Source organism: Nonomuraea sp. NPDC003707 (genome assembly GCF_053587055.1).
Genome location: NZ_JBSFNK010000002.1, coordinates 228059 through 249998, shown reverse-complemented (window position 1 = coordinate 249998; position 21940 = coordinate 228059). Strand labels below are relative to the sequence as shown.

19 protein-coding genes are annotated in these 21940 nt (G+C 71.4%); 2 read left to right on the top strand and 17 right to left on the bottom strand.

All coding sequences use genetic code 11. From position 1 onward, the window contains the following. Nucleotides 1-118: 118 nt before the first annotated feature. The 6 genes from ACWDRB_RS05170 to ACWDRB_RS05145 all read right to left on the bottom strand — a co-directional run bounded on the left by ACWDRB_RS05170 (nt 119) and on the right by ACWDRB_RS05145 (nt 6687). The gene (locus tag ACWDRB_RS05170) at nt 119-706 is read right to left on the bottom strand and encodes a hypothetical protein (RefSeq protein WP_449891909.1); all 588 of its coding nucleotides are present in this window, start codon (nt 704-706) and stop codon (nt 119-121) included. Between the two features lie 166 nt (nt 707-872). Further along, a complete protein-coding gene (locus ACWDRB_RS05165; RefSeq protein ID WP_449891908.1) occupies nt 873-1613 on the bottom strand; it encodes a hypothetical protein in 741 nt (246 codons plus the stop codon). A gap of 1919 nt (nt 1614-3532) precedes the next feature. Then, nucleotides 3533-4237, bottom strand: a complete 705-nt coding sequence (locus ACWDRB_RS05160) for a VIT1/CCC1 transporter family protein (protein ID WP_449891907.1) — start codon at nt 4235-4237, stop codon at nt 3533-3535. After that, nucleotides 4234-5346: a prolipoprotein diacylglyceryl transferase gene (gene lgt / locus ACWDRB_RS05155; RefSeq protein WP_449891906.1), complete on the bottom strand. Its 1113-nt coding sequence runs from the start codon at nt 5344-5346 to the stop codon at nt 4234-4236. Before lgt ends, ACWDRB_RS05160 begins: the two co-directional genes overlap by 4 nt. A gap of 110 nt (nt 5347-5456) precedes the next feature. Next, nucleotides 5457-6215: a DsbA family protein gene (locus tag ACWDRB_RS05150; protein ID WP_364263930.1), complete on the bottom strand. Its 759-nt coding sequence runs from the start codon at nt 6213-6215 to the stop codon at nt 5457-5459. Continuing rightward, a complete protein-coding gene (locus ACWDRB_RS05145) occupies nt 6202-6687 on the bottom strand; it encodes a MauE/DoxX family redox-associated membrane protein (protein WP_192792298.1) in 486 nt (161 codons plus the stop codon). Before ACWDRB_RS05145 ends, ACWDRB_RS05150 begins: the two co-directional genes overlap by 14 nt. A gap of 217 nt (nt 6688-6904) precedes the next feature. On the opposite strand from ACWDRB_RS05145, the gene ACWDRB_RS05140 reads away from it, so the two are divergent. Next, nucleotides 6905-7432: a TetR family transcriptional regulator gene (locus tag ACWDRB_RS05140; RefSeq protein WP_449891905.1), complete on the top strand. Its 528-nt coding sequence runs from the start codon at nt 6905-6907 to the stop codon at nt 7430-7432. 9 nt (nt 7433-7441) lie between these two features. Here the strand turns inward: ACWDRB_RS05140 and ACWDRB_RS05135 are convergent, their stop codons facing one another. The 11 genes from ACWDRB_RS05135 to ACWDRB_RS05085 all read right to left on the bottom strand — a co-directional run bounded on the left by ACWDRB_RS05135 (nt 7442) and on the right by ACWDRB_RS05085 (nt 21093). Beyond that, nucleotides 7442-11353 carry an endo-alpha-N-acetylgalactosaminidase family protein gene (locus tag ACWDRB_RS05135; protein WP_449891903.1) on the bottom strand — a complete coding sequence of 1304 codons (3912 nt, stop codon included), beginning with the start codon at nt 11351-11353 and terminating at the stop codon, nt 7442-7444. Between the two features lie 136 nt (nt 11354-11489). After that, nucleotides 11490-12284 carry a tryptophan synthase subunit alpha gene (trpA, locus tag ACWDRB_RS05130; RefSeq protein ID WP_350726265.1) on the bottom strand — a complete coding sequence of 265 codons (795 nt, stop codon included), beginning with the start codon at nt 12282-12284 and terminating at the stop codon, nt 11490-11492. A 73-nt stretch (nt 12285-12357) separates the two neighbouring features. Beyond that, complete coding sequence (trpB, locus tag ACWDRB_RS05125; RefSeq protein ID WP_449892302.1) at nt 12358-13563, bottom strand: tryptophan synthase subunit beta; 1206 nt, start codon at nt 13561-13563, stop codon at nt 12358-12360. A 38-nt stretch (nt 13564-13601) separates the two neighbouring features. Next, the gene (gene trpC / locus ACWDRB_RS05120; protein WP_192792295.1) at nt 13602-14441 is read right to left on the bottom strand and encodes an indole-3-glycerol phosphate synthase TrpC; all 840 of its coding nucleotides are present in this window, start codon (nt 14439-14441) and stop codon (nt 13602-13604) included. A gap of 130 nt (nt 14442-14571) precedes the next feature. Then, on the bottom strand, nt 14572-15003 hold the full coding sequence (locus ACWDRB_RS05115) for a DUF2752 domain-containing protein (protein ID WP_449891901.1): 432 nt from the start codon (nt 15001-15003) through the stop codon (nt 14572-14574). A gap of 23 nt (nt 15004-15026) precedes the next feature. Next, entirely contained in the window at nt 15027-15590 is a 564-nt protein-coding gene (locus ACWDRB_RS05110) for a CD225/dispanin family protein (protein ID WP_355191799.1), read from the bottom strand. Between the two features lie 160 nt (nt 15591-15750). Then, on the bottom strand, nt 15751-16386 hold the full coding sequence (locus tag ACWDRB_RS05105) for a DUF4190 domain-containing protein (protein ID WP_449891900.1): 636 nt from the start codon (nt 16384-16386) through the stop codon (nt 15751-15753). A 111-nt stretch (nt 16387-16497) separates the two neighbouring features. Next, complete coding sequence (locus tag ACWDRB_RS05100; RefSeq protein ID WP_449891899.1) at nt 16498-17088, bottom strand: Trp biosynthesis-associated membrane protein; 591 nt, start codon at nt 17086-17088, stop codon at nt 16498-16500. Nucleotides 17089-17096: 8 nt separating this feature from the next. Beyond that, complete coding sequence (gene hisI, locus ACWDRB_RS05095; protein WP_350726255.1) at nt 17097-17444, bottom strand: phosphoribosyl-AMP cyclohydrolase; 348 nt, start codon at nt 17442-17444, stop codon at nt 17097-17099. A gap of 68 nt (nt 17445-17512) precedes the next feature. Beyond that, the gene (locus ACWDRB_RS05090) at nt 17513-19294 is read right to left on the bottom strand and encodes an ABC transporter ATP-binding protein (protein WP_449891898.1); all 1782 of its coding nucleotides are present in this window, start codon (nt 19292-19294) and stop codon (nt 17513-17515) included. Continuing rightward, a complete protein-coding gene (locus ACWDRB_RS05085) occupies nt 19291-21093 on the bottom strand; it encodes an ABC transporter ATP-binding protein (RefSeq protein ID WP_449892301.1) in 1803 nt (600 codons plus the stop codon). Before ACWDRB_RS05085 ends, ACWDRB_RS05090 begins: the two co-directional genes overlap by 4 nt. Nucleotides 21094-21209: 116 nt before the next feature. Between ACWDRB_RS05085 and ACWDRB_RS05080 the strand changes: the two genes are divergently transcribed. After that, the gene (locus ACWDRB_RS05080) at nt 21210-21839 is read left to right on the top strand and encodes a TIGR03085 family metal-binding protein (RefSeq protein WP_350726251.1); all 630 of its coding nucleotides are present in this window, start codon (nt 21210-21212) and stop codon (nt 21837-21839) included. The last annotated feature ends 101 nt before the right edge of the window (nt 21840-21940 follow it).

Here is a 21940-nt window from a genome sequence, read left to right as displayed (position 1 = left end):
CACTCAGGGGTCGCCATCGCAGTCGCGGCCTCCGCCCCTCTCAGGGATTGCCATCGAGGGGCGGCCGCTGCCCCGAGTCGCCGATTCGCTGTCGAGGGGCGGGTGGGTGGCGGTGGCTTCAGGTTGCGGCGACGATGCGGCCCTGGACCACGCGCCCCAAACCGTCCAGTGCCACGAGGGCGGCCACCAGGTCCTGGGCGGGCGCCGATCCTCCGGCCCAGCTCACGGTCACGTAGTGGCCCATCGCCCGCGCCTGGGCACGGCTGCCGACCGGCTCGAACGCGATGTCCTGCCGTACGAACCCGTCCTTGCCCAGCGCTGACACCAGCGCGTCAGCCGCCCGCCCGTCGCTCAGGTTGAAGATGACGAACTGGCCCGCCACCGCACCCCCCTTGTACGTGGCCTGGAGCACCTGCGTGCAGCCCGTGGCCGAGACCCCCCAGAGAACCTCGTCACAGTCGCTGAACTGCTGCGTGGCGTCCAGACGCATGGCGCCCAGGGTCTGGGTGGCCGGGGTGAAGACCTCGTTCAGGGTGAGAGGCGCGGTGTCGTTCTGGCGTTTGTCGATGGCGGAATAGAAGGCGGAGGTGGGCTCGGCGTGGAAGCCGGCGGGCCTGGGATCCTCGCGCCGCAGCCACAGCCAACCGGCCACCGCGACGACCGCCACGACGGCGAGCCCCAAGGGGATGACAACACGACGCGACATCAGCAGGCCACCTCCGCAATCGCGACGACATCCCGAGGCCTCAGGCGGCCGCCCTCCACCATCACGGCAACTCCCCCAGGCCTCAGCCGACCGCCCTCAGCGATCGTGATGACGTCGCGGGAGTGGTGCCAGGGGCGGGTGTTGTTCGGGGGTAGGTGGTTCTGCATCAAGAGGACGGTCCGGTGATCGTGACGACGCGGCGGTAGACGGCCTTCTCCGCGCCGCGCAGCGCCAGAGTGAGTGAGACGAAGTCGTCCTTGGGGCCGGGATCCGCGCCGTCGGTCTTCCCCAGCCACACCAGGCCGACGTAGTGGCCGAGGGCGTAGCCGCCCGCCTCGGAGTAGCCGCCGGCGGGGAAGGCGGCCTTGGCAGATTCCAGGGGACGCGTCCAACCGCCCCGGTAGAGCGTCTTCAAGGACTCCACCAGGTCGGCGGCCGACTTGCCGTCCTTGAGGTTGATCAGCGTGTACTGGCCGATGTACCGGCCGTCGGAGCTCGCGTAGAGGCCGCGGGCGACTTGGGTGCATCCGGCGTCCGACACCAGTTCGAGGAGGTTCGCGCCCCACAGCGCCGCCGAGCAGTCGGCATCGAGTTTCTTGGTGACCAGCTTGAGCTTGAGTTTCTTGGACACGGCGAGCTCGCTCTGCCCGAACACCTCCTTCTCGGTCAGGGCCCGCTGGTCCTTGGCCCTGTCCGTGACGGGGTCGAACAGCTTGGGCGAACCCCACCCTCGGAAGACGTGCGGGAGTGCCGTGTCCGGCGCGATCATGGAGGAGCCGGCCTGCCGCTGCGGGGTGTAGCCGCCGATGGAGTTGATGGCGACCACCAGCCCGGCCCCGCCCGCCAGCACGCCGACGATCGTGGCGATGATGACGATCAGCCGCTGGTGCTTGGGCTGCAAGCCCATGTGGGTGAGCAGCGGGAGCTGCCAGTCAGAAGGCGGCGGACGCCGTCGCGTACGCGAGAACTTCCCCGGCCGCCCGTCACCATCGGCCTTCCCGTCGCGAGTCTCGGAAGTCGCAAATCCACCGTCGGCCCCGAAGTCCAATGGACCGTCGTCGGCCCCGAGCACTGACCAACCGCCATCGGCGCCGGCCACCAATCGGCCGCCTTCGGCACCTGCTGCCGAGCGGCCACCTTCCGCCCCAGCCACGGAGCGACCGCCGTCGGCCTCAGCCGCCGAGCGACCGCCTTGGGCCTCGACCGCCGAACGACGACCGCGCCCTCCGGATGCCGAACGACCTCCATCGGTCTCAGCCGCTGAACGTCGGCCGCCGGATCTGCGGGGTCGGGTCCCCTCGGTGACGGACCGCATACCGCTGACCGCCCAGTCACCGCCGACCGCATCGGCCGCGGGCTCGTCGCCGCCGGCCGCCCAGTTTCCAAGGTCGCCGTCGGCCGCCCAGTTTCCGCGGTCGCCGCCGCTCGCCGACTGGTCATCCGCGCCGTGGCTCGCCTTCGCCCGCCTGCGCCCGGAACGCCTTTCACCGCTCTTACCGGACGGCAACCGCCCGCCGCCGGTCGCCTCGGCCAACAGCTGGCCATCGTCGCCCTGGCCTCCGGCAGTCCAGCCACCGCCGCCGGCTCCAGCCCCGCCAGCACCCACCCCGCCAGCGGCACCAGGACCAGTGCCATGCCCGGCAGCGGCACCGGCGCTGGGCCTACCCTCGTCGCCAGCGTGCCGGCCACCTGCACCCGGCGTCGGCTGGCCGTCGCCGCTCGGCTGCCAGCCACCGTCCGCGCCTGCCGCCGGCCAGCCGCCAACTGCTTGGCCTCCACCGTCCGGGTCTACGGACGGCCGGGCGTGACCGGCCCGCCCCGAGTCGGCCGCGCCCGCCGACCGGCGCCCACCGGCACGGCGGCTGCCTCGCCCCTCCGACGCGGGCCGACCGCCACCGCCGGTACGGCCGGTGTCATCCGAGCCTGATGCCCGGCGACCCCCGGCACCGCCAGTGTCCTGCGCCTCTCGAGCGGGCCAGCTGCCACTGGCGTCCTGGACATCCCGAGCAGGCCAACTACCACTCGCGTCCCGCAGGTTCCGCGCAGGCCAACTGCCGCCCGCGTCCTGCACGTCACGGGCCGGCCAGGTACCACCAGCGTCTGGAACATCCCGTGCCGACCGACTACCGCCGGCGTCCTGCACATCACGCGCCGGCCAGCTACCGCCGGCATCTGGAACATCACGCGCCGGCCAACTGCCACCGGCGTCTTGAACGTCTCGCGCGGGCCAACTGCCACCAGCCTGGCCGGCGCCATCCGAACCCGACGCCCGACGACCACCAGCACGGCCGGCATCCCGCGCAGGCCAACTCCCGCTCGTGTCCTGCACATCACGGGCCGGCCAGCTACCACCCGCGTCCTGCACCTCTCGCGCGGGCCAACTGGCACCAGCCGGGCCGGCACCATCGGCACCCGACGCCCGGCGACCACCAGCATGACCGGCATCCTGCACATCCCGCGCGGGCCAGCTACCGCCGGCGTCCTGGACATCCCGAGCAGGCCAACTGCCACCAGCCTGGCCGGCGCCATCCGAACCCGACGCCCGACGACCACCAGCACGGCCGCCATCCCGCGCAGGCCAACTCCCGCTCGTGTCCTGCACATCACGGGCCGGCCAACTACCACCCGCGTCCTGCACATCACGCGCAGGCCAACTGCCGCCGGCCCGGCCGGCGGCGGCGTTCGGGTCTGGGGTCGGCTGGCCGGAGGCGGGGGTGGGATTGTCCTGGTCTCTGCCGGGCGAGCGGCCGCCGCGGGTGCGGCCCGTGCCGTCCTGGCCGGAGGAGGATCTGCCGTGACCGCCCGAACCGGCTCTCCTGCGGGCCATCACAGGCCCGCCGCCCCGATCAGGTTGCCGAGGCCGAACGTGACCGCCGCGGCGATCACGCCCACCACGAGCTGGCGCAGCCCTGAGAACCACCAGCTGCGCGCCGTCACCGCCGAGACCAGCGCGCCCGCCGCGAAGAGGGCGACGCAGGACACCGCGGCCGACAGCGCCAGGTCCCTGGCACCGAGCAGGTACGGCAGCAGGGGCAGCACCGCCCCCAAGCTGAACGACAGGAACGACGACACCGCGGCCACCACCGGTGAGGGAAGGTCGCCGGGGGCGACGCCCAGTTCGTTCTGGGCGTGGACCTCCAGCGCGCGGTCCGGGTTGCGGGAGATCTGCCTGGACACCTCGGCGGCCAGGCCGGGCTCCACGCCCTTGTCGACGAACGTCTGTGCCAGCTCCGCCTGCTCGTCGTCAGGGTGGCGGGCGAGCTCGCGCCGTTCCACGGCGATCTCGGCCTGGGCCAGCTCGCGCTGGCTGGCGACCGAGACGTACTCGCCGCCCGCCATGGACAGCGCGCCGGCGGCGAGCCCGGCGACGCCTCCGAGGGCGATGACCTTCGTGTTGGTCGTCCCGCCCGCGACACCCGCGATGAGCGCGAAGTTCGACACCAGGCCGTCCATCGCGCCGAACACCGAGGGCCGCAACCAGCCTCCGGTGACGTCGCGATGCTGGTGGTGGATCTCCGCGCGACCACTCATCGCGAGTTCTTCTCCTTCGTCACGACTTCGGCGTCAGATGCCTCTACCCCGTCGGCGGGGGTCACATCATCCGCCGGCGGCGGGGCATCCTTCGCTCCGTCGTCCTCGGCCTGCTCGGCCTGCTCAGGCTTCTCGGCCTTTTCGGCTGCCGGCGCCGGAGCGTCCGTGACTTCTGTGACTTCTGTGGCTTCCGCGTCCGTGGTCTTGTCGGTCTCCGGAGCCGGGTCGTCCGTGGCTTCGGGGTCCTTGGACGTATCGGCCGATGGTCGAGGGCTCGGAGCGTCCTCTCCGTCGTCGGCCGAGGTGGGCTCCTGCGTGTCCTCGGAGTCGGCGTCCGCCTGGTCGGCGGGGTGAGCCGGGTCGGCCGGGGCCACGATCTCCACGCTGTCCCGGTTCCTGGACAGCCAGAAGTACGCCAGCGCCGCCACGAACAGCACGATCGACGTCCACTGGTTGATCCGCAGCCCGAGGAACGTCACCGCGTGGTCCACGCCGCCGACCGGGTCGATGCGCAGCCCTTCGATCCAGAAGCGGCCCAGCGTGTAGCCGGCGACGTAGAGGGCGAACAGCCGCCCGTGGCGCAGGGCGAAGCGCCGGCCCGCGAAGAGGAGCACGAAACCGAGCGCCACGTCCCACAGCGACTCGTACAGGAAGGTCGGGTGGTAGAGCACCCCCGGCTCGCCCCCGTGGTCGGCGTCGATCTCCAGGCCCCACGGCAGCGTGGTCGGCGAGCCGTAGAGCTCCTGGTTGAACCAGTTGCCCCAGCGGCCGATGGCCTGGGCGAAGGCGATGCCGGGCGCGACCGTGTCGGCGACGGCGCTCATGGAGATGCCGCGTTTGCGCACGGCGAACCAGACGCCGAGCGCGCCGAGAGAGATCGCGCCCCAGATGCCGAGGCCGCCCTCCCAGATGAACAGCGCCTGGATGGGCTCCTTGATCGCGCGGCTGCCGAAGTAGGTCTGCCAGTCGGTGATGACGTGGTAGAGCCGGCCGCCGATCAGGCCGAAGATGACCGCGGGGACCGCGATGTCGACGATCGTCCCCTTCTGGCCACCGCGGGCCTGCCAGCGCCGCTCGCTCAGCCAGACGGCGACGATGACGCCGAGCACGATGCATAGCGCATAAGCCCGGATCGGGATGATTCCGAGATACCAGACCCCCTGGGAAGGGCTGGGAATCGAGGCAAGGGGCATGTCACGTGAGGGTAGCGGAAGAGAGGCTACTTGGCCGCCTTCGTAATCGCTTCGCGCAGATCTTGCGGGCTGAAGAGTACGGGATTGTCGATTTCCTTGCCGTTCAGTTTCACCGTCGGCGTATGGTCGATCTTCTGCGCATCGATGATCTTCTTGCTGTACGAGAGCTGCGCGTCGGCGTGCTTCTGCGTGGTGACGCACTGGTCGAAGTCCGGCGCGGTCACCCCGGCCTGCTTGCCCCAGTTCTTCAGCTGGTCGACCGTGAAGCCGGCCTCGGTCTCGGACGGCTGGTTCTGGTAGAGCAGGTCATGGAAGGCGACCCACTGCTTGCCGTCGGCGACACATCGGGCGGCACTGCCCGCGCGTACGGAGTTGGACTTGGTCGGCTCCTGGGAGAAGATCGTGATCGGGTGGTAGACGACCTTGGCCTTGCCCTCGGCGGCGAGGTTCTTGAAGGTCTGGCCGCTGACCCGCTCGAGCTCCTTGCAGGCGGGACACTGGAAGTCCTCGTAGATGTCGACCACGGGCGCGGCGACGCCCTGGTTGGCCATCACGACCGAGCCGTCGGGCTGCACCGTGACCGACGCGAGCGCTCCGGCGGCCTGCTCGGACTGCGAGTTGCTGGCCGCGTACCACCAGCCGAGCCCGACGGCGGCCACCGCGACCGCCCCGGCGGTCACGTACGTGGCGATGCGCCGGCGCCTTTCCCGTAGGCGTGCCTCGGCCTGCTGTTCCCTGATCTTCTCGCGCGCGCTCTTCGTCTTGGTGCGCTCAGCCTTGCTCATCGTCGTCATCCCCTTCAATACGATTGTCGCCCCCCAGTCCAAGGGCGCCGTCGAGCGCGAAACGGCCCGGCGGGAAACGCACCGCCCAGGCGCCGAGCAGCACGAGCCCGAAGTCGCGCAGGATGTCGAGCAAGTACGTCGGCTCCTCCCCTACCCCCAGCTGGCCGCCGCCACCGAAGCAGCCGCAGTCGATCCGCAGACCGTGCGCCCAGGCCCAGGCGATGCCGAACACGAAGGCGAACATGAGCAGCCCGGCGATCACCGCGGCCACCCTGGTCAGCAGACCGACGACCAGCAGCAGGCCGACGACGATCTCCAGGATCGGCAGGGCGTAGCCCACCGTGACGGCGATCGATTCGGGCAGCAGCTGGTAAGCCTTGACCGCCACGACGGAGTCGGCCGGGTTGCCGATCTTGAGCCCACCCGCCGCGATCAGCACCCCGCCCAGCACCAGCCGGGCGACGGTCGTCACCCAGGGTATCGCCGAGAACTCTCTGCGTGACGATAGTGACGCGTCCACACGCCATCTCCTCTTTCTCTGCGCCGGGATGGGCACAGTATCGGGAATCCATATGACCACGCGGCGGATAAGCACCGGCTAAGCCGTGTTTCTTGCGGGAATTACGCAGTCAAGTAAAAATTTACTCATGCAAGTAACGGTCACGGGCTCCGCAAGACGAGCGCAGATCGTGACGGCGACCATCGCGACGATCGCCGAGCTCGGCTACCATCAGGCGTCGTTCGCCCGGATCGCCCGATCTGCCGGGCTCAGCAGCACGCGCCTGATCTCGTACCACTTCGCGGGCAAGGACGAGCTGATCGCTCAGGTGATCGCGACGATCCAGGGGCGGCTTGCGGCGTTCATGGCCGAGCGGGTGAGCACACAGCGCACGGCCGGCGCGGCGCTGGAGACGTACATCCGCTCCCTGGCGGAGTACGTCAGCGAGCACCGCGCCGAGATGCGCGCGGCCACGGAGATCCTCCTCAACTTCCGCCCCGAGGCCACCGGCCTGTCGGCTCTGTCCCACCTCGAGCGGTTACTGGTCTGGGGGCAGGAGAGCGGCGAGTTCGGGGCGTTCAACGTGCGGGTGACCGCGATGGCGGTCCAGCGAGCGCTGGACGGGCTCCCGTTCCTGCTGGAGGCCGACCCCGACGCCGACCCGGACGAGTACGCCGACGGGCTGGCCGCGCTGTTCGCCAGGGCGGTCCGGGCATGAGGGGCCCGCTCAGCCGCACGCGAACCTGGCCTCGCCCCAGTCGGCGTGGTCGTTGCCGTTCCCGTCGCCGCCGTCCCCGGCCACCAGGTCCACGTAACGGGCTCCGGTCAGGTCGGCGCTCAGCTCGTACGCCGCGTCGGCGGCCCGCAGGACCGGGCTGCGCGCCTTCTCCACCCCGTCCGCCACCACGGCGAACTGCACGGACCCCCGCGTGGCCTGCACGTCGTCGACCCCCACGAACGCCGTGAACCCCGTGCACGCGCCGCCCAGGTGGAAGCGAACCCTGGCCGGCGCGTGCGTGCCGAGCCCCTTGGCGAACGTCCGCCCGCCGATGACGATCGGCCCGCCGTCGGCCTCGCCGGTGTCGCCGTTGGACCGGTCGCGCTCCACCGGCCCCCAGCCGTTGTCCGCGGTGACCCACTCCAGGTCGCTGGCGTAGGCGTCCTCCGCGGGCGGCCGGGGCGGCGTGCGCACGGTCGCGGACGCGGTGAGCCGCTTCGCCACGCCGCCCACGGAGTAGCCGGCCGCGGCCCCGAGCTCGTAGCTCCCGAAGGCGTCCGCGGGCGGGGTGACCTGCCAGGTCGTGGTCAACTTGGCGCCCGGCTCCACGACGCCGGTCCCGTCGCCGGTGACCGTCCATCCGTCCGGTACGTCCAGCGTCACCCGCACGTCCTGCGCCGGCGCGTCCTCGAGGTTCGTGAACGTGGTGACGACCTCGTTGGCCCTCCCCTGCTCGAAGACGCCGGCGGGCGCCACCTCCAGCGACCCGCACGCCTGCGCGTCCGGCGCCGCGCCGAGGTCGGTCACGGAGAAGTCGTCGAGGACGAAGTCGGCCCCGGCCTGCTCGGCCTTGAGCGAGCGCAGCCCGACCCACACATCCCCGCACCCCGCCACCACCCGCTCCCTGAACGTCCCCGTGGTCCGCCGCTCGGGGATGGGCGTGCGCCGCGTCTCGACGCCGGCGCCGCCCTTGTCGTAGCCGGTCACCCACTGGTACGCGTCCGCCTGCGCGCTCTGGTAGGCGAAGAACACCTCGTACGCGTGCCCCGGCTCGAACCGGGCGGTCCACGGCAACGTGCGGTAGATGAGCCCCTGGCGCTCCTCGTGCGCCTTCAGCGACCAGTCGCCGTTCAGCACGTCGTCGATCGTCTTGCCGTTCCACCCGGCCTGCGTGTACGGCTCGTGCCGCTCGGACAGGTGCGTGCGCGCGTCGAACGACCCGCCCGCGTCCCCCTTCACGAACGGCCCCCAGCCGGGCTCGTTCGACTCGAACGTCTCCACGTCACCGGCCGGCTCCCGCTCGAACAGCCGTACGTCGTCCACCCGCACGTCCCCGTCCGCGGCGGCGGCCGTGATGCGCAGCGTGGCCGACGTGCCGGGCGCGGTGAAGGTCACCTTGACCCGCTGGAAGAAGGTGTCGTGCTTCTCGTCGGAGGCTATGTAGTTCCTGGCCGTGGACCGGCTGACGGTCACCGCCTGCCCGGCGACCTCCAGGGTGGTCTCGCGGGTCCTGCCCGGCTCGACCTCGACGAAGGCGGAGGCGGTGTAGGTGCGGCCGGGCCGCAGGCCCGTCAGCCGCTGCTCCAGCCGCGCCCGCGCCCCGCCGCCGAGCAACGCCACCCGCTGGCCCAGGTCGCTCTCGCGGACGCTCACGGGGCCCGTGACGGTCCATCCGGCGAGCCGGTCGCCGTTGAAGCCGGGGTCGCGCACGCCGCCGCCCTGCCCCCAGTCCGGGTCCGGCTGCCGGGGCGCCTTGCCGGGGTAGAGCACGTACGGCACGCCCGCCTCCGCCCGCAACGTGATCTTCCCGTGCTCCGGGGTGACCGTGCCGACGGCCACGCGGCCCTGGCCGGTGAGCCGGTAGACGGTCATCGGCCGGTCGGCGTCCCAGGTCGTGACCCCTCCCGCCGGGTTGTAGTGGTAGTACCTGCCCTGCCACGGCAGCAGGTAGGTGCCCCCGTCGAGCACCTTGTGCCCGCCGGCGAACAGTTCGCGCCTCCCGTCCCGGTACGTGCCGCGCACGCCGCCGGAGAAGACGATCTCGTCCGCGTTCCAGTCCATGATCTTGTAGTGCTGCAGGAACTTGACCGGCAGGTTGTGCTCCCAGATGTTGCGGTAGAACGCGGTGAAGTCGTTCTTCGCCTGCCAGCCCTCGAACTCGACGATGCGGGCGTTGCCGAGGATCGGGTGGGCGTTCCAGACGTCCTTCTCGTCGTTGCGGATGAACCGGATGATCTGGGAGTTCAGCCCCTTGTTGGTGACCCCGCCGTAGTTGAGGTCGTTGGCCCAGTGGGACCACAGGGACGCGCGTTCGAGCTTGTCCGACCACTCCGTGGTCACCTGCCAGCCCTGCTCGCGCAGCTCGGCCAGCGTCCGGTCGGCGACCCAGCCGAACGGCCTGAACACGTCCACGTACAGCACCGCGAGGTTGCGGTCGGTCTCGGCGCGCAGCTGCGCGAAGCGCCCGGCCAGGGTGCCTCTGGTGAGGTCGCCGCGCTGGTCGATCAGGTACGCCTGGTCGAGCCAGTTCCAGCCCTTGGCGGCCTTGTCGACGAGCTGCTCGCTGAAATTCCTGGCCTCGGGGTAGGACTCGGTGGCGTTGACGTGCACGCCGAACGTGGCGTTCCAGCCCTTGCCGGCCTTGAGCAGCGTGTTCAGGTCCTTCAGCCCGCCCGCGCGCCGGTTGTAGTTGCCGCCGTAGTCGGGGTGCGCCGCGTCGTGGCCCTCCGACTGGTACCCCTTGAGCAGCGCGAGCTGCCCGAGGCCGTCGGTGGCCAGCGAGATGCGCTTGACGTCGTCCAGGGTGCGCAGGAACGGGTGCGTGGCCTGGCTGGAGAAGTTGAACGGGATGTGCGTGACCACGCGGTCCCTGGTCCGCTCGGCGCCGGCCGCCTTGACGGCGATGGCCCTGAACGCCACCGCGCCGTCCTGCCAGTCGAGCGTCCCGTCGCCGTTGGCGTCGGGCGTGACCACGACCTTGGCCCAGGGCGGCTCCTCGGCGAACGGCGAGCCGGTCGCGCGGTGCGTCCACTGGCCGCTCCACACGCCCACGGTGACGGTGCCGCCGGCGTCCTTCCTGGCCTGGTGCCAGAGCCTGGCGGCGTCCCGGTCGGTGACGCCCGAGGGGCGGTCGTAGGTGGAGTTCGTCTCGATCCCGGCGGCCAGCCGGTCGGTGTTCACGATCGCGTACGTGGCCCCGACCGGGCCGTCGTCGGGCGCGGTGCCCGGCGTGATCTGGGCGAAGACGTCGGCGGTGCGGGTGGAGTTGGGGTCCAGCCGAGTGAACGCGGTCGCCGCGCCCGGCTGCGCGCTCGACACCGACACCAGGTCATGGCCGGGCAGGTCGATGGTGTTGACGCGGAACGCCTCGGTGTCGGCCACCGAGTCGATCCGGAACGTCGTCACCCGGCCCTTGACGCCGATGCTCGCCCCGAGTGCGACGCCGCCGAGATCGGGGAAGGTCAGCCGGTAGCGGGCGGTCGCGCCGTCGTTCCCGGTCAGTGCCACGGTGGCGGCTCGCGCCTGGCCGTTGAGGACGACGGCGGGCACGCCCGTGCTGCCGCCGAGCGTGGCGCCGCCGGCCCGGTCGGTATAGCTCAGGACGCGCGGGAAGTCCGGGTCGAGCTCAACGCGCAGCGCCGCGGACGAGATCGCGATCGGCCGGGCCACCCGCGCGGGCCTGGGCGGCTCGTTCTGCGCGGTGGGGCTGGGCGGGGGCGTCCCGGTGGGCGGCGTCTCCGGGGACGGCAACTCGTACGTCGGGGCGGGCTCGGGGCCTGCGGACGCCGGTTCGGGGCCTGCCGACACCGGGGCAGGACCGACGGACGCCGGGACGAGATCGGCGGACGCCGGGGCGGTCATGGCCGTGACCGCGAGTGCGAGTGCGAGTGCCGCTGCGAACGTGAGGGGGCTGGGACGCATCGGTGTCCTTTCGGGGTCGTGCGTCACACCGCTTCGGGGCCCCGATCATCACCCGCCCCGGACCGCACGCCAAGGACCTACGCGCCAAATCCTTGCAGCAATCCCGAAATTTCGTCACATAGGCGGTAAAGCGCCCTTACCGGCGGACCCCCTGGGCCATGTCCCTGGCCAGGGCTCCGATGGAGGCCCGGCCCTCGGCCTCGTCGGACGCGTCGAGGATGCGGCGGATGAACGCCGACCCCACGATCACCCCGTCGGCGTAGGTCGCCACCTCGGCCGCCTGCGCGCCCGTGCCCACGCCGAGGCCCACGCACACCGGCAGGTCCGTGTGCGCCCGGGTCCGCTCGACCAGGCCCTCGGCGGCGACGTTGACGCTCTCCCTGGCGCCGGTGACGCCCATCAGCGAGGCCGCGTACACGAAGCCCGTGCAGCAGTCGACGACGGCCTTGATGCGCTGCTCGGTCGAGCTCGGCGCCACCAGGAACACCGTGTCGATGCCCGCGGACGCGGACGCCGCCCGCCACGGCTCCGACTCCTCGGGCGTCAGGTCGGGCGTGATCGTGCCCACGCCGCCCGCGTTGGCGAGGTCGCGGGCGAACCGCTCGGCGCCGTACTTGTCGATGGGGTTCCAGTAGGTCATGACGAGCGTGGCGGCACCGGTGGCGGCGACGCCCTCGACCGTGCGCAGCACGTCGGCGATGCGCGTGCCGTTGACCAGCGAGCGGTGCACCGCGTCCTGGATCGTCGGCCCGTCCATGAGCGGGTCGGAGTAGGGCAGGCCGATCTCGATGACGTCGCAGCCGGCCTCGACCAGGGCCGCTGCCGCGGCGACGTCGCCGCCCTTGGAGGGGAAGCCCGCGGGCAGGTAGCCGACGAGCGCGGCCCGGTTGTCCGCCTTCGCCTTGGCGAAAACCGTCTGAAGAGTCGTCATGTCTGTCCGTTTCGAAGGTCGAGTCCCACCAGTTATCCCCCGGCGCGGGACCCCACGCCGGGGTGGCGGCTCGTCAGAGGTTGAAGTATTTCATCGCCGTGCCCATGTCTTTGTCGCCGCGGCCGGAGAGGTTGACCAGGATGGTCGCCTCGGGGCCGAGCTCGCGGCCCAGCTCCAGCGCGCCCGCCAGGGCGTGGGAGGACTCGATGGCCGGGATGATGCCCTCGGTCCTGGCCAGCAGCGAGAACGCGGCCATCGCCGCGTCGTCGGTGACGCCGTGGTAGGTGGCACGGCCCGAGTCCTTCAGCCAGGCGTGCTCGGGGCCGACGCCCGGGTAGTCGAGCCCGGCCGAGATCGAGTGGGACTCGATGGTCTGGCCCTCGTCGTCCTGCAGCACGTACGTGCGCGAGCCGTGCAGCACGCCGATCGAGCCGGCGGTGAGCGTGAGCGCGTGCTCGCCGGACTCCAGGCCGCGCCCGGCGGCCTCGTAGCCGTGCAGCTGGACGCCCTCGTCACCGAGGAAGGCGTGGAAGATGCCGATCGCGTTGCTGCCGCCGCCGACCGCCGCGCACACCGCGTCGGGCAGGCCGCCGGTCAGCTCCTGGATCTGGCGGCGGGCCTCGACGCCGATGATGCGCGCGAAGTCGCGGACGATCTCGGGGAACGGGTGCGGCCCCGCGATCGTGCCGAACAGGTAGTGGGTGGAGTCGACGTTGGTCACCCAGTCGCGGAACGCCTCGTTGATGGCGTCCTTCAGCGTCTGGGAGCCGTTGATCACCGGCACCACGGTGGCGCCGAGCAGCTTCATCCTGGCGACGTTGAGCGCCTGGCGCTCGCAGTCGACCGCGCCCATGTAGATCACGCACTCCAGGCCGAGCAGGGCGGCCGCGGTGGCGGTGGCCACGCCGTGCTGGCCCGCGCCGGTCTCGGCGATCACGCGCTTCTTGCCCAGCCGCTTGGTCAGCAGGGCCTGGCCGAGCACGTTGTTGATCTTGTGAGCGCCGGTGTGGGTGAGGTCCTCACGCTTGAGCACGATCCTGGCGCCGCCGGCGTGCTCGCTGAAGCGCGGCACGTCGGTCAGCGTGGTCGGCCGGCCCGCGTACGTGCGCAGCAGATGGTCGAACTCCCGCAGGAACTCCGGGTCGTTCTTGGCCTTCTCGTAGACCGCGGCCACCTCGTCGAGCGCCGGGATGAGCGCCTCGGGGACGAACCGGCCGCCGAAGATGCCGAACTTGCCGTGCACGTCTGGGTCGTCGCCGAGCGGGCCGTTGCCCGTCAGGTCGGCGGCGGTCAGGATGGAGCCTTCGTGTGCCACTGCTATCCCTCTGCTGAGTGGTCGGGGCGCGTCGCTGGATGGGCGCCGGCGGTCACCAGGGCCTCCACTGCCTTGCGCGGGTCCTTGCCGGTGACCAGGCTCTCCCCGACCAGGACGGCGTCGGCGCCGGCCCTGGCATAGGCGAGCAGGTCGTGCGGGCCGCGCACGCCCGACTCGGCAATCTTGATCACATTATCGGGGATCTTGGGCGCCAGCTTCGTGAAGACCTCGCGATCGACTTCGAGTGTCTTGAGGTTGCGCGCGTTGATCCCGATGACCCGGGCACCGGCGGCGACCGCCCGCTCGAGCTCCTCCTCGGTGTGCACCTCGACCAGCGGGGTGAGCCCGATCGACTCGGCCCGCTCGATCAGCGACACCAGCGCCTCCTGCTCCAGGCAGACGACCATCAGCAGCGCCAGGTCGGCACCGTGGGCCCGGGCCTCCCAGAGCTGGTAGGAGGTCAGGATGAAGTCTTTGCGCAGGATCGGGATGTCGACCCGGGCGCGAACCGCCGCCAGGTCTTCGAGGCTGCCGCCGAACTTGCGCCGCTCGGTCAGCACGCTGATGACGTGGGCGCCGCCCTCTTCGTAGTCGGCCGCCAGCGCGGCCGGGTCGGCGATGGCGGCCAGCGCGCCCTTGGACGGGCTCGACCGCTTGACCTCGGCGATCACCGAGATCCTGTCGCCCCCGAGCGCGGCCATGGCGTCTCTGGGCGCGTGGGCCCGCTCGGCCCGCCGCTTGAGCTCGTCAATGGACACGGCCTGCTGACGTGCGGCGAGGTCGGCGCGCACCCCGTCGAGGATGTCGTCGAGGACACTCGGCCCTTCCGTCCGCTCACTCACGCGCTTGAGGTCCCTCCGGTCGACTGTGGGGGCGGCGGAGAGTTCGCGTCGCGTCCGCTCTCTGCCTTGTCCTGCGATGGTATCGGCCCGCACGGGGTCACCTCACCACAGGCCCCCCGGCTGGGAGTCCCTACGGAGCGAGGAACGCCCCGAACGGCAGGTTACGGACGACCCAGTAGACCACGACGATGGCGAGGAACGCCCACAGCCACGCCGGATGGGCGAGCGTGGTGCGTCTCGGCCTGCCCTGCCAGGCGCGTACGACCCATCTCCCCCACCAGAACAGCAGGAACGGCATCATGGCCACGGCGAGAGGGTTCATCCCGAGCGCGGTGGCCGGGTCGAGATGGGCGAGCGCGTGGATGGTCCGCAGCGTGCCGCAGCCCGGGCAGTAGAGGTGGGTGAGCCACAGGAACGGGCAGGTCGGGTAGTGGCCCGGCTGATTGGGGTCCACCATCCCGACGAACGCGAACACGGCGCCCGTCGCGCCCGCAACACCGAGCGGCGCGAGCAGGCCCTTGAGGCGTGCCGCGCCGCGCCGCTCGGTTGTTGCGATGCTCATGCTCTCAGTATCCGCCTTCCGGCTCAGTAGCTCGAGCTCGGGACACTGGCGGCCAGGAGGACGAACACCACCACGTAGAAGAGGATGACCAGCACCCACCAGATGATGCCCGCGATCAACGACCGCTTCCACCAGGTCTTGGCCTCCTCGCTCGCCAGCGCGGCACCCTGGAAGTCGCCGATCTGCCACTTCGAGTTGACCTGCGAAGACTTGACGATCGACACGATGCCCAGGGGAAGGCAGCAGAACAGGGTGGTCAGGATGGCCGCGACCAGGTGGTTGTCCGGCGGGTTCCCACCGGCCGGGGGCTGCTGGCCGTAACCGCCGCCGTAGCCACCGCCGCTCGGGGGCTGCTGGCCGTAGCCGCCACCGCTGGGGGGCTGCTGGCCGTAGCCACCGCCGCCGCTCGGGGGCTGCTGGCCGTAACCACCGCCGTAGCCGCCGCCACTCGGGGGCTGCTGGCCGTAGCCACCGCCGCCGCTCGGAGGCTGCTGGCCGTAGCCGCCACCGCTCGGGGGCTGCTGGCCATAACCGCCGCCGGGCGGCTGCGAGCCGTAGCCGCCGTCGCCCTGATTGCCGTAACTCATGAAGGACCTCTCATGTTGTCATCCGTGGCAAGTTGCGCGCGGCAGCCTAGCGAGGATACGCCCCCTACGTGGAAGAACGTCCATTTTGCGGACAATTCGTAATCGGACCGCAAGCGGCTCGTCACGGTCCGGCCACACTCGCGGAGGGTTACCGACCGGTTCAGTAGTCGTACGAGGACGACGTGGCGGCGGCGCTGAGCCCGATCATCGACAGGATGAGCCCGCCGAAGATGAGCCAGCACAGCACCCAGATCACGACGGTGATGTAGGACGTGACCAGACCGCCGACGGCCATGCCCGAGCCCTCCTCGCCGGTCTTCTTGATCCGGTTGAGGGCGATGTGGCCGAGGATCACGCCCGGGATGCTGGTGATCCCGCAGAAGATCAGGCCGATGATGCCCAGGACGAGCGAGGCCACCGCCATGCCGTTGGTCGACCTGGGCTGCTGGGGCGGCGCGCCGTAGCCATAGCCCTGCTGGCCGTAACCCTGCTGGCCGTAGCTGGGGGGCTGCTGGCCGTAGCCGCCGGCGCTCGGGGGCTGCTGGCCGTAGCCGAGCGGCTCCTGCGGATAGCTGGGCGGCTGCTCCCCGTACCCGCCCTGGCCGTACCCGCCCGAGCTCGGGGGCTGCTGCCCGTAACCGCCACCCCCGGTCGGGGGCTGCTGACCGTAACCACCCCCGTAGCTGGGCGGCTGCTGGCCGTAACCGCCGCCCCCGCTGGGGGGCTGCTGACCGTACCCACCGCCGGGCTGCTGCGCGCCGTAGCCGCCGCCGCTGCCCTGATCCCCGTAGCTCATGCGCCTGGCTCCTAAGTGTTCGTGGCGAGTTGCAACGGCAGCTTATTGAGGAAACGTTTGCCAAGCAGACAGAGGTTCAGAACAGTAAAGAAATCGTCATAGCGCGGAGAGTCAGCGGGAGTCGGTGGGGTCGTCGCCGCGGTCGAGCGCGTCCCACAGCGCCCGGTCGTCCTTGACCTCGGCGCGGGCCTTGCCGGCGCCCCCATTGGCGCCCCCATTGGCGCCCGTCTCAGCGCCCCTGTCGTAGCGCGCCGACATGCCCGCCCACCTGCCGCCGCGCACGATCGCGACGATCCCGCCGGCGATCACCAGGACCGCTCCGGCGGCCGTGACCGCCGGCCAGAGCGGGGCGACCTCCCAGGGGAATTCGGCGGCGCCGCGCAGGACGTTCTGCTCGCGCAGCAAGCCGGTGACCGTGTCGCCGCCGAGCGCCGTCCACGTCCCGGCCGCCGCGCCCGCCCCGCACAGGGCGACCAGCGCCCCGACGACGCGGCGCCCCGCGCCCTTGGTGGCCAGCACGGCCACCACCCCGGCCAGCGCGGCCAGGGCGACGGGGGTCAGGACGGGGCTGAGCTCGGCTCCGGTGGGCGCGGCCACGCCCGGCTCCAGGATCCGCACCCAGGCCCGGCTCGCGCCGAACAGCACGAGCACGCATCCGAGGACGGTCGCCCCCAGCCAGCTCCACAGCTCTCTGTGCCCCATGCGGCCTGCTATCCGAGCGGGATCTCGAGCTGGTCGGCGTCGAAGCACGTGCGGTCTCCGGTGTGGCACGCGCCGTCGACCTGGTCGACCTTGACGAGGACGGCGTCGCCGTCGCAGTCGAGGGCCACCGCCTTGACGTGCTGGACGTGGCCGGAGGTGCCGCCCTTGACCCAGAGCTCGGCGCGGCTGCGGGACCAGTAGGTGGCCCGGCCGGTGGTGAGCGTCCGATGCAGCGCCTCGTCGTTCATCCAGGCCAGCATGAGCACCTCGCCGGTGTCGTACTGCTGGGCGATGGCGGCGACCAGGCCGTCGGCGTCGCGCTTCAACCGCGCGGCGATCTTGGGGTCAAGGGACATGCGTCCATTCAACCAGCCTGCCCGCGTGCCCGGTCTATCGGGCACGCGGGCAGGGACGTCACGTCCGGTCAGGAGCGGGCCGCGGAGATCCACGACGCGTGCAGGTCGGCGTACACGCCCGGCTCCCCCACCAGCTCGGCGTGCGGGCCGCGCTGCACCAGGCGGCCCGCGTCGAAGACCAGGACCTCGTCGGCGTTCTCCGCCGTCGACAGGCGGTGCGCGATCGAGACGGCCGTACGGCCCCGCGTCACGCCCTCCAGCGCCCGCGCCAGCCGTACCTCCGTGGCCGGGTCCACCGCCGAGGTGGCCTCGTCGAGCAGGAGCAGGTCGGGGTCGGCCAGGTACGCCCGCGCCAGGGCGACGAGCTGCCGCTCGCCCGCGGAGAGTGACTCGCCGCGCTGGCCCACGGGGGTGTCCAACCCGGCGGGCAGGCCCTCCAGCCAGTCGGCCAGGCCCAGCTCGGTCATCGCGAGCCGGATCTCCTCGGTGGTGGCCGAGGGCTTGCCGTAGCGGACGTTCTCCTCCAGCGTCCCGTCGAACAGGAAGCCGTCCTGCGGCACCATGACGATCCGCTCGCGCAGCGAGGAGAAGCGGACGTCGCGCAGGTCGTGGCCGTCCACCGTGACGCGGCCCGCGGCCGGGTCCATGAGGCGGGTCAGGAGCTTGGCGAACGTGGTCTTGCCCGACCCCGTCTCCCCCACCACCGCGACCCGCGAGCGCGGCGGGATGTCCACCGTGACCTCGCGCAGCACGGGCACGCCGCCGGGATAGGAGAAGTGCACGTTCTCGAAGGCGACCGAGATGGGGCCGCGGGGCAGCGTCACGCCCTGGTCGCCGGGGTCGGCCACGTCGGCCGGCGTGTCGAGCACGCCCAGGATGCGGCGCCAGCCGGCGATGGCGTTCTGGGCCTCGTTCAGCACCTCGGTGGCCGTCTGCAGCGGCGAGACGAACAGGGTCACCAGGAACAGGAACGCCACCAGCTGCCCCTGCGTGATGTCGCCCGACAGGCCGAGCCGCACGCCGAGCAGCACGATCGCGCCGATGGCGACGGCGGCCACGATCTCGGTCAGGGGGAAGACGAAGCCGACGATGGTCTGCGCCCTGATCTGGGCGCGGCGGTTGGCGTTCACGGCGGTGTCGATGCGCTCGGCGGTGCGGCGCTCGGAGGCGTACGCCCTGATGACGGTGGCCCCGACGACGGACTCGCTGACCGCCGCCAGCATGTCGCCGGTGCGCTCGCGCACGATCGTGTACGCCCGCGACAGCAGCCGCTGGAAGCGCGGCAGCGCGATCATCAGCGGGATGAAGCACGCCCAGACGAGCAGGGTGAGCTGCCAGGAGTAGACGAACATGAGCACGGTCGCCACGAACAGCTGCCCGAACGCCACGATGATCATCAGCCCGCCCCACTGCATGAACGCGCTGATCTGGTCGATGTCGTTGGTGACGCGCGAGACCAGGGAGCCGCGCCGCTCGGTGTTCTGGGTGAGCACCGACAGGTCGTGCACGTGGCGGAAGCCGCGCACGCGCAGGGTCGCCAGGGACGACTCGGTGGCCTTGTAGAGGCGGACGTTCATGATGTACGCGGCCAGGGCCGTGAGCAGCACCGCGGCCGCGCAGATAAGAACAGCCTTGGTGATGTACGGAAGGTCCGGCGAGCCGCCCTTGAGCCCCGTGTCGATCGTCTGCTGGACCGCGATCGGCACGATGATCTTGCCGATGGTCGCGATGACGGCCAGCGCCAGCGTGCCCGCCAGCCCCTTGCGGAACTCGGGCGTGAGCGAGAGCCCATGCCGGATCGTGGCCAGCGCGGAACGTTCAGAGTTGCCCTGGATGCTCTGCGCCGTCATGCGCTGACCCCTTCTTCCTCTTCTGCCTGCAGGTCGATGGCGGCGCGCTCGGCTTCCTCGCGCTCGTAGGCGGTCACCAGGTTGCGGTAGCCCTCGCAGCGCTCCAGCAGCTCCTCGTGCGAGCCCCGGTCCACGACCCGGCCGTGGTCGAGGAAGACCACCTCGTCTGCCAGGGCGATCGTGGCCATCCGGTAGGCGACGACCACGACGGTCGAGGACTCGGCCGCGTCCCGCAGCCCGTACAGGATCCTGGCCTCGACCTGCGGGTCCACGCTGGAGGTGGCGTCGTCGAGGATGAGCAGGCGGGGCCGGCGCACGACCGCGCGGGCCAGCGCGAGGCGCTGGCGCTGGCCGCCGGACAGCGTCGCGCCGCGCTCGCCGACCCGCGTGTCGAGCCCGTCGGCGAGCCTGGCCACGAACCCGTCGGCCTGGGCCAGCCGCAGGGCGGCCCACACGTCCTCGTCGCCCGCCTCCAGCCCGAGCGCGATGTTGCCGCGCACGCTGTCGTCGAACAGGAACGTCTGCTGCGGCACCAGCGCCACCGACTCGGCGATGCCGCCGTAGGCCAGCTCGCGCAGGTCCACGCCGTCGAGCAGCACCTGTCCCGTGCCGGGGTCCACGAGCCGGACGAGCAGCTGCACGAGCGTGGACTTGCCCGAGCCGGTGGGCCCGACCAGCGCGACGGTACGGCCGGCGGGCACGTCGAAGGTGACGTCGTGGAGCACCTGGGCCTCGCCGTAGGCGTACGAGACGCCGGAGATCTCCAGCGCGGCGGGGGTGGAGGCGGTCGTGGCGGCGGTCGTGGCGGCGACGCCGCCGTACTCCATGGAGCCGGTGGCCTCCAGCACGGCCTGCACCCGCTGCCAGCCGACGACGCTGCGCGGCAGCTCGGCCAGCACCCAGCCGAGCGCCCTGATCGGGAAGGACAGCAGCGTGAACAGGTACGCCACCTGCACCAGGTCGCCGGAGTCGATCGCACCGGCGGACAGCCGCGCCGCGCCGACGGCGAGCACCGCGAGCACGCCGATCGTGGGCAGCGCCTCCAGCAGCGGGTCGAACAGCCCGCGCACGCGCCCGACCGCGATGTTGGCGTCGCGCAGCTCGTGGGCGCGCCGCCGGAACCGGTCGGTCTCCAGCTCCTCCCGGCCGAGCGTCTTGACGACGAGCGCGCCGTCGAAGCTCTCGTGCGCGATCTCGCTGACCTCGGCGCGCAGCTGCTGCGCGCGGGTGGCCAGCGGGCTGAGCTTGCGCTGATAAATCAGGTTAAGTACGGCGATCGCCGGAAAAATCAAGAAACCCACCAGCGCGAGCACGAGATCCGTGAACAGCATCGCGATCGCCGCGGTGAACAGCATGACGATCACGCCCACGGCCATCGGCAGCGGCGCGAGCGGCGCCCAGGCGGCCTCGGCGTCGGCGCTGGCGTTCGACAGGAGCTGCCCGGTCGGGTGCCGGTGGTGCCAGGACAGCGGCAGCCTCAGGTACTGCTTGGTCACGTCCCTGCGCGACCTGGCCTGCATGCGGTACTGCATGACCCCCGCCAGGATGCGGCGCCCGGCCACGCCGACCGACTTGAGCAGCGCCGTCCCGACGATGAGGAGCGCTCCCGTCCAGAGCGCCCCCGAAGCGATGCGGCCCGACCCGAAGGCCGGCAGCACCACGTTCTGCGTCGCCCAGCCCAGCGCCCACGCGGACGCGACGGTCATGCCGCCGTAGAGCGCGCTGGCCACTACCGCCAGCGCGAACACCGCCTTCTCCGTCTGAATGGCCACCCCAAGGACACGCAGCCCTTGACGCATCACGGCCGAGGTGACCTTGGTCGCCACGCGGCACGTTCCCCTTCCAATCCGACATATCTGCTTAAGTCACTATCACTTCAGATATGCACGTTATTCCCACCGGTAGGGTTGACCACGTGACGTACGCTCGCGACGAACGCTCCGCGCTCTGCGACCTGTTCGACCGCCTCGGCCCCGACGCCCCCACGCTCTGCACGGGCTGGACGACCTATGACCTGGCCGCCCACCTCGCGCTGCGCGAGCGCAGGCCCGACGCGATGGGCGGCATCGCGCTCAAGCCCCTCGCCGGCTACACCGCCTCGGTGCAGAACGGCCTCAAGGCCAAGCACCCCTTCCCCGAGCTGGTCGGCCTGGTGCGCGAGCCGGGCGGCGTCTACGGGCTGCTGCCCTTCCTCGACGACGCCGTCAACACGCTGGAGTTCTTCGTCCACCACGAGGACGTCCGCCGCGCCCAGCCGTCATGGGAGCCCCGCGAGCTGTCCGACGACCTCGAACGGCTCATCTGGAAGCGGGTCGCCAGCGGGGCCCGGCTGATGCTGCGCAAGGCGCCGGTCGGCGTGGTGCTGCACCGGCTCGGCGGCGGCGTGGCGCTGGGCGGCCCCCGCGGAGGCGCGCGGGTCGAGGTCACCGGCCGGGCGGCCGAGCTGCTCATGTTCTGCTTCGGGCGGCAGCGGCACACCAGGGTGGAGCTGACCGGCGACCCGGAGGACGTCGAACGACTGCGCGACGCCTCCCTCGGCGTCTGAGCGATCCGGACGACCTATCACGGAAATCCCGGTGAACAAGGGGTTCACGCCAGACCTTCTGCGCTTACCATTGGCTCAGTAAGGAAGCCCCCCGGTTAGGA

Bases quoted from the DNA above. Each gene is read 5' to 3' on its own strand.
- ACWDRB_RS05170 (WP_449891909.1), bottom strand. From the start codon at position 706: ATGTCGCGTCGTGTTGTCATCCCCTTGGGGCTCGCCGTCGTGGCGGTC.
- ACWDRB_RS05165 (WP_449891908.1), bottom strand. From the start codon at position 1,613: ATGGGCTTGCAGCCCAAGCACCAGCGGCTGATCGTCATCATCGCCACG.
- ACWDRB_RS05160 (WP_449891907.1), bottom strand. From the start codon at position 4,237: ATGAGTGGTCGCGCGGAGATCCACCACCAGCATCGCGACGTCACCGGA.
- ACWDRB_RS05150 (WP_364263930.1), bottom strand. From the start codon at position 6,215: ATGAGCAAGGCTGAGCGCACCAAGACGAAGAGCGCGCGCGAGAAGATC.
- ACWDRB_RS05135 (WP_449891903.1), bottom strand. From the start codon at position 11,353: ATGCGTCCCAGCCCCCTCACGTTCGCAGCGGCACTCGCACTCGCACTC.
- trpA (WP_350726265.1), bottom strand. From the start codon at position 12,284: ATGACGACTCTTCAGACGGTTTTCGCCAAGGCGAAGGCGGACAACCGG.
- ACWDRB_RS05115 (WP_449891901.1), bottom strand. From the start codon at position 15,003: ATGAGCATCGCAACAACCGAGCGGCGCGGCGCGGCACGCCTCAAGGGC.
- ACWDRB_RS05110 (WP_355191799.1), bottom strand. From the start codon at position 15,590: ATGAGTTACGGCAATCAGGGCGACGGCGGCTACGGCTCGCAGCCGCCC.
- ACWDRB_RS05105 (WP_449891900.1), bottom strand. From the start codon at position 16,386: ATGAGCTACGGGGATCAGGGCAGCGGCGGCGGCTACGGCGCGCAGCAG.
- ACWDRB_RS05100 (WP_449891899.1), bottom strand. From the start codon at position 17,088: ATGGGGCACAGAGAGCTGTGGAGCTGGCTGGGGGCGACCGTCCTCGGA.
- hisI (WP_350726255.1), bottom strand. From the start codon at position 17,444: ATGTCCCTTGACCCCAAGATCGCCGCGCGGTTGAAGCGCGACGCCGAC.
- ACWDRB_RS05090 (WP_449891898.1), bottom strand. From the start codon at position 19,294: ATGACGGCGCAGAGCATCCAGGGCAACTCTGAACGTTCCGCGCTGGCC.
- ACWDRB_RS05085 (WP_449892301.1), bottom strand. From the start codon at position 21,093: ATGCGTCAAGGGCTGCGTGTCCTTGGGGTGGCCATTCAGACGGAGAAG.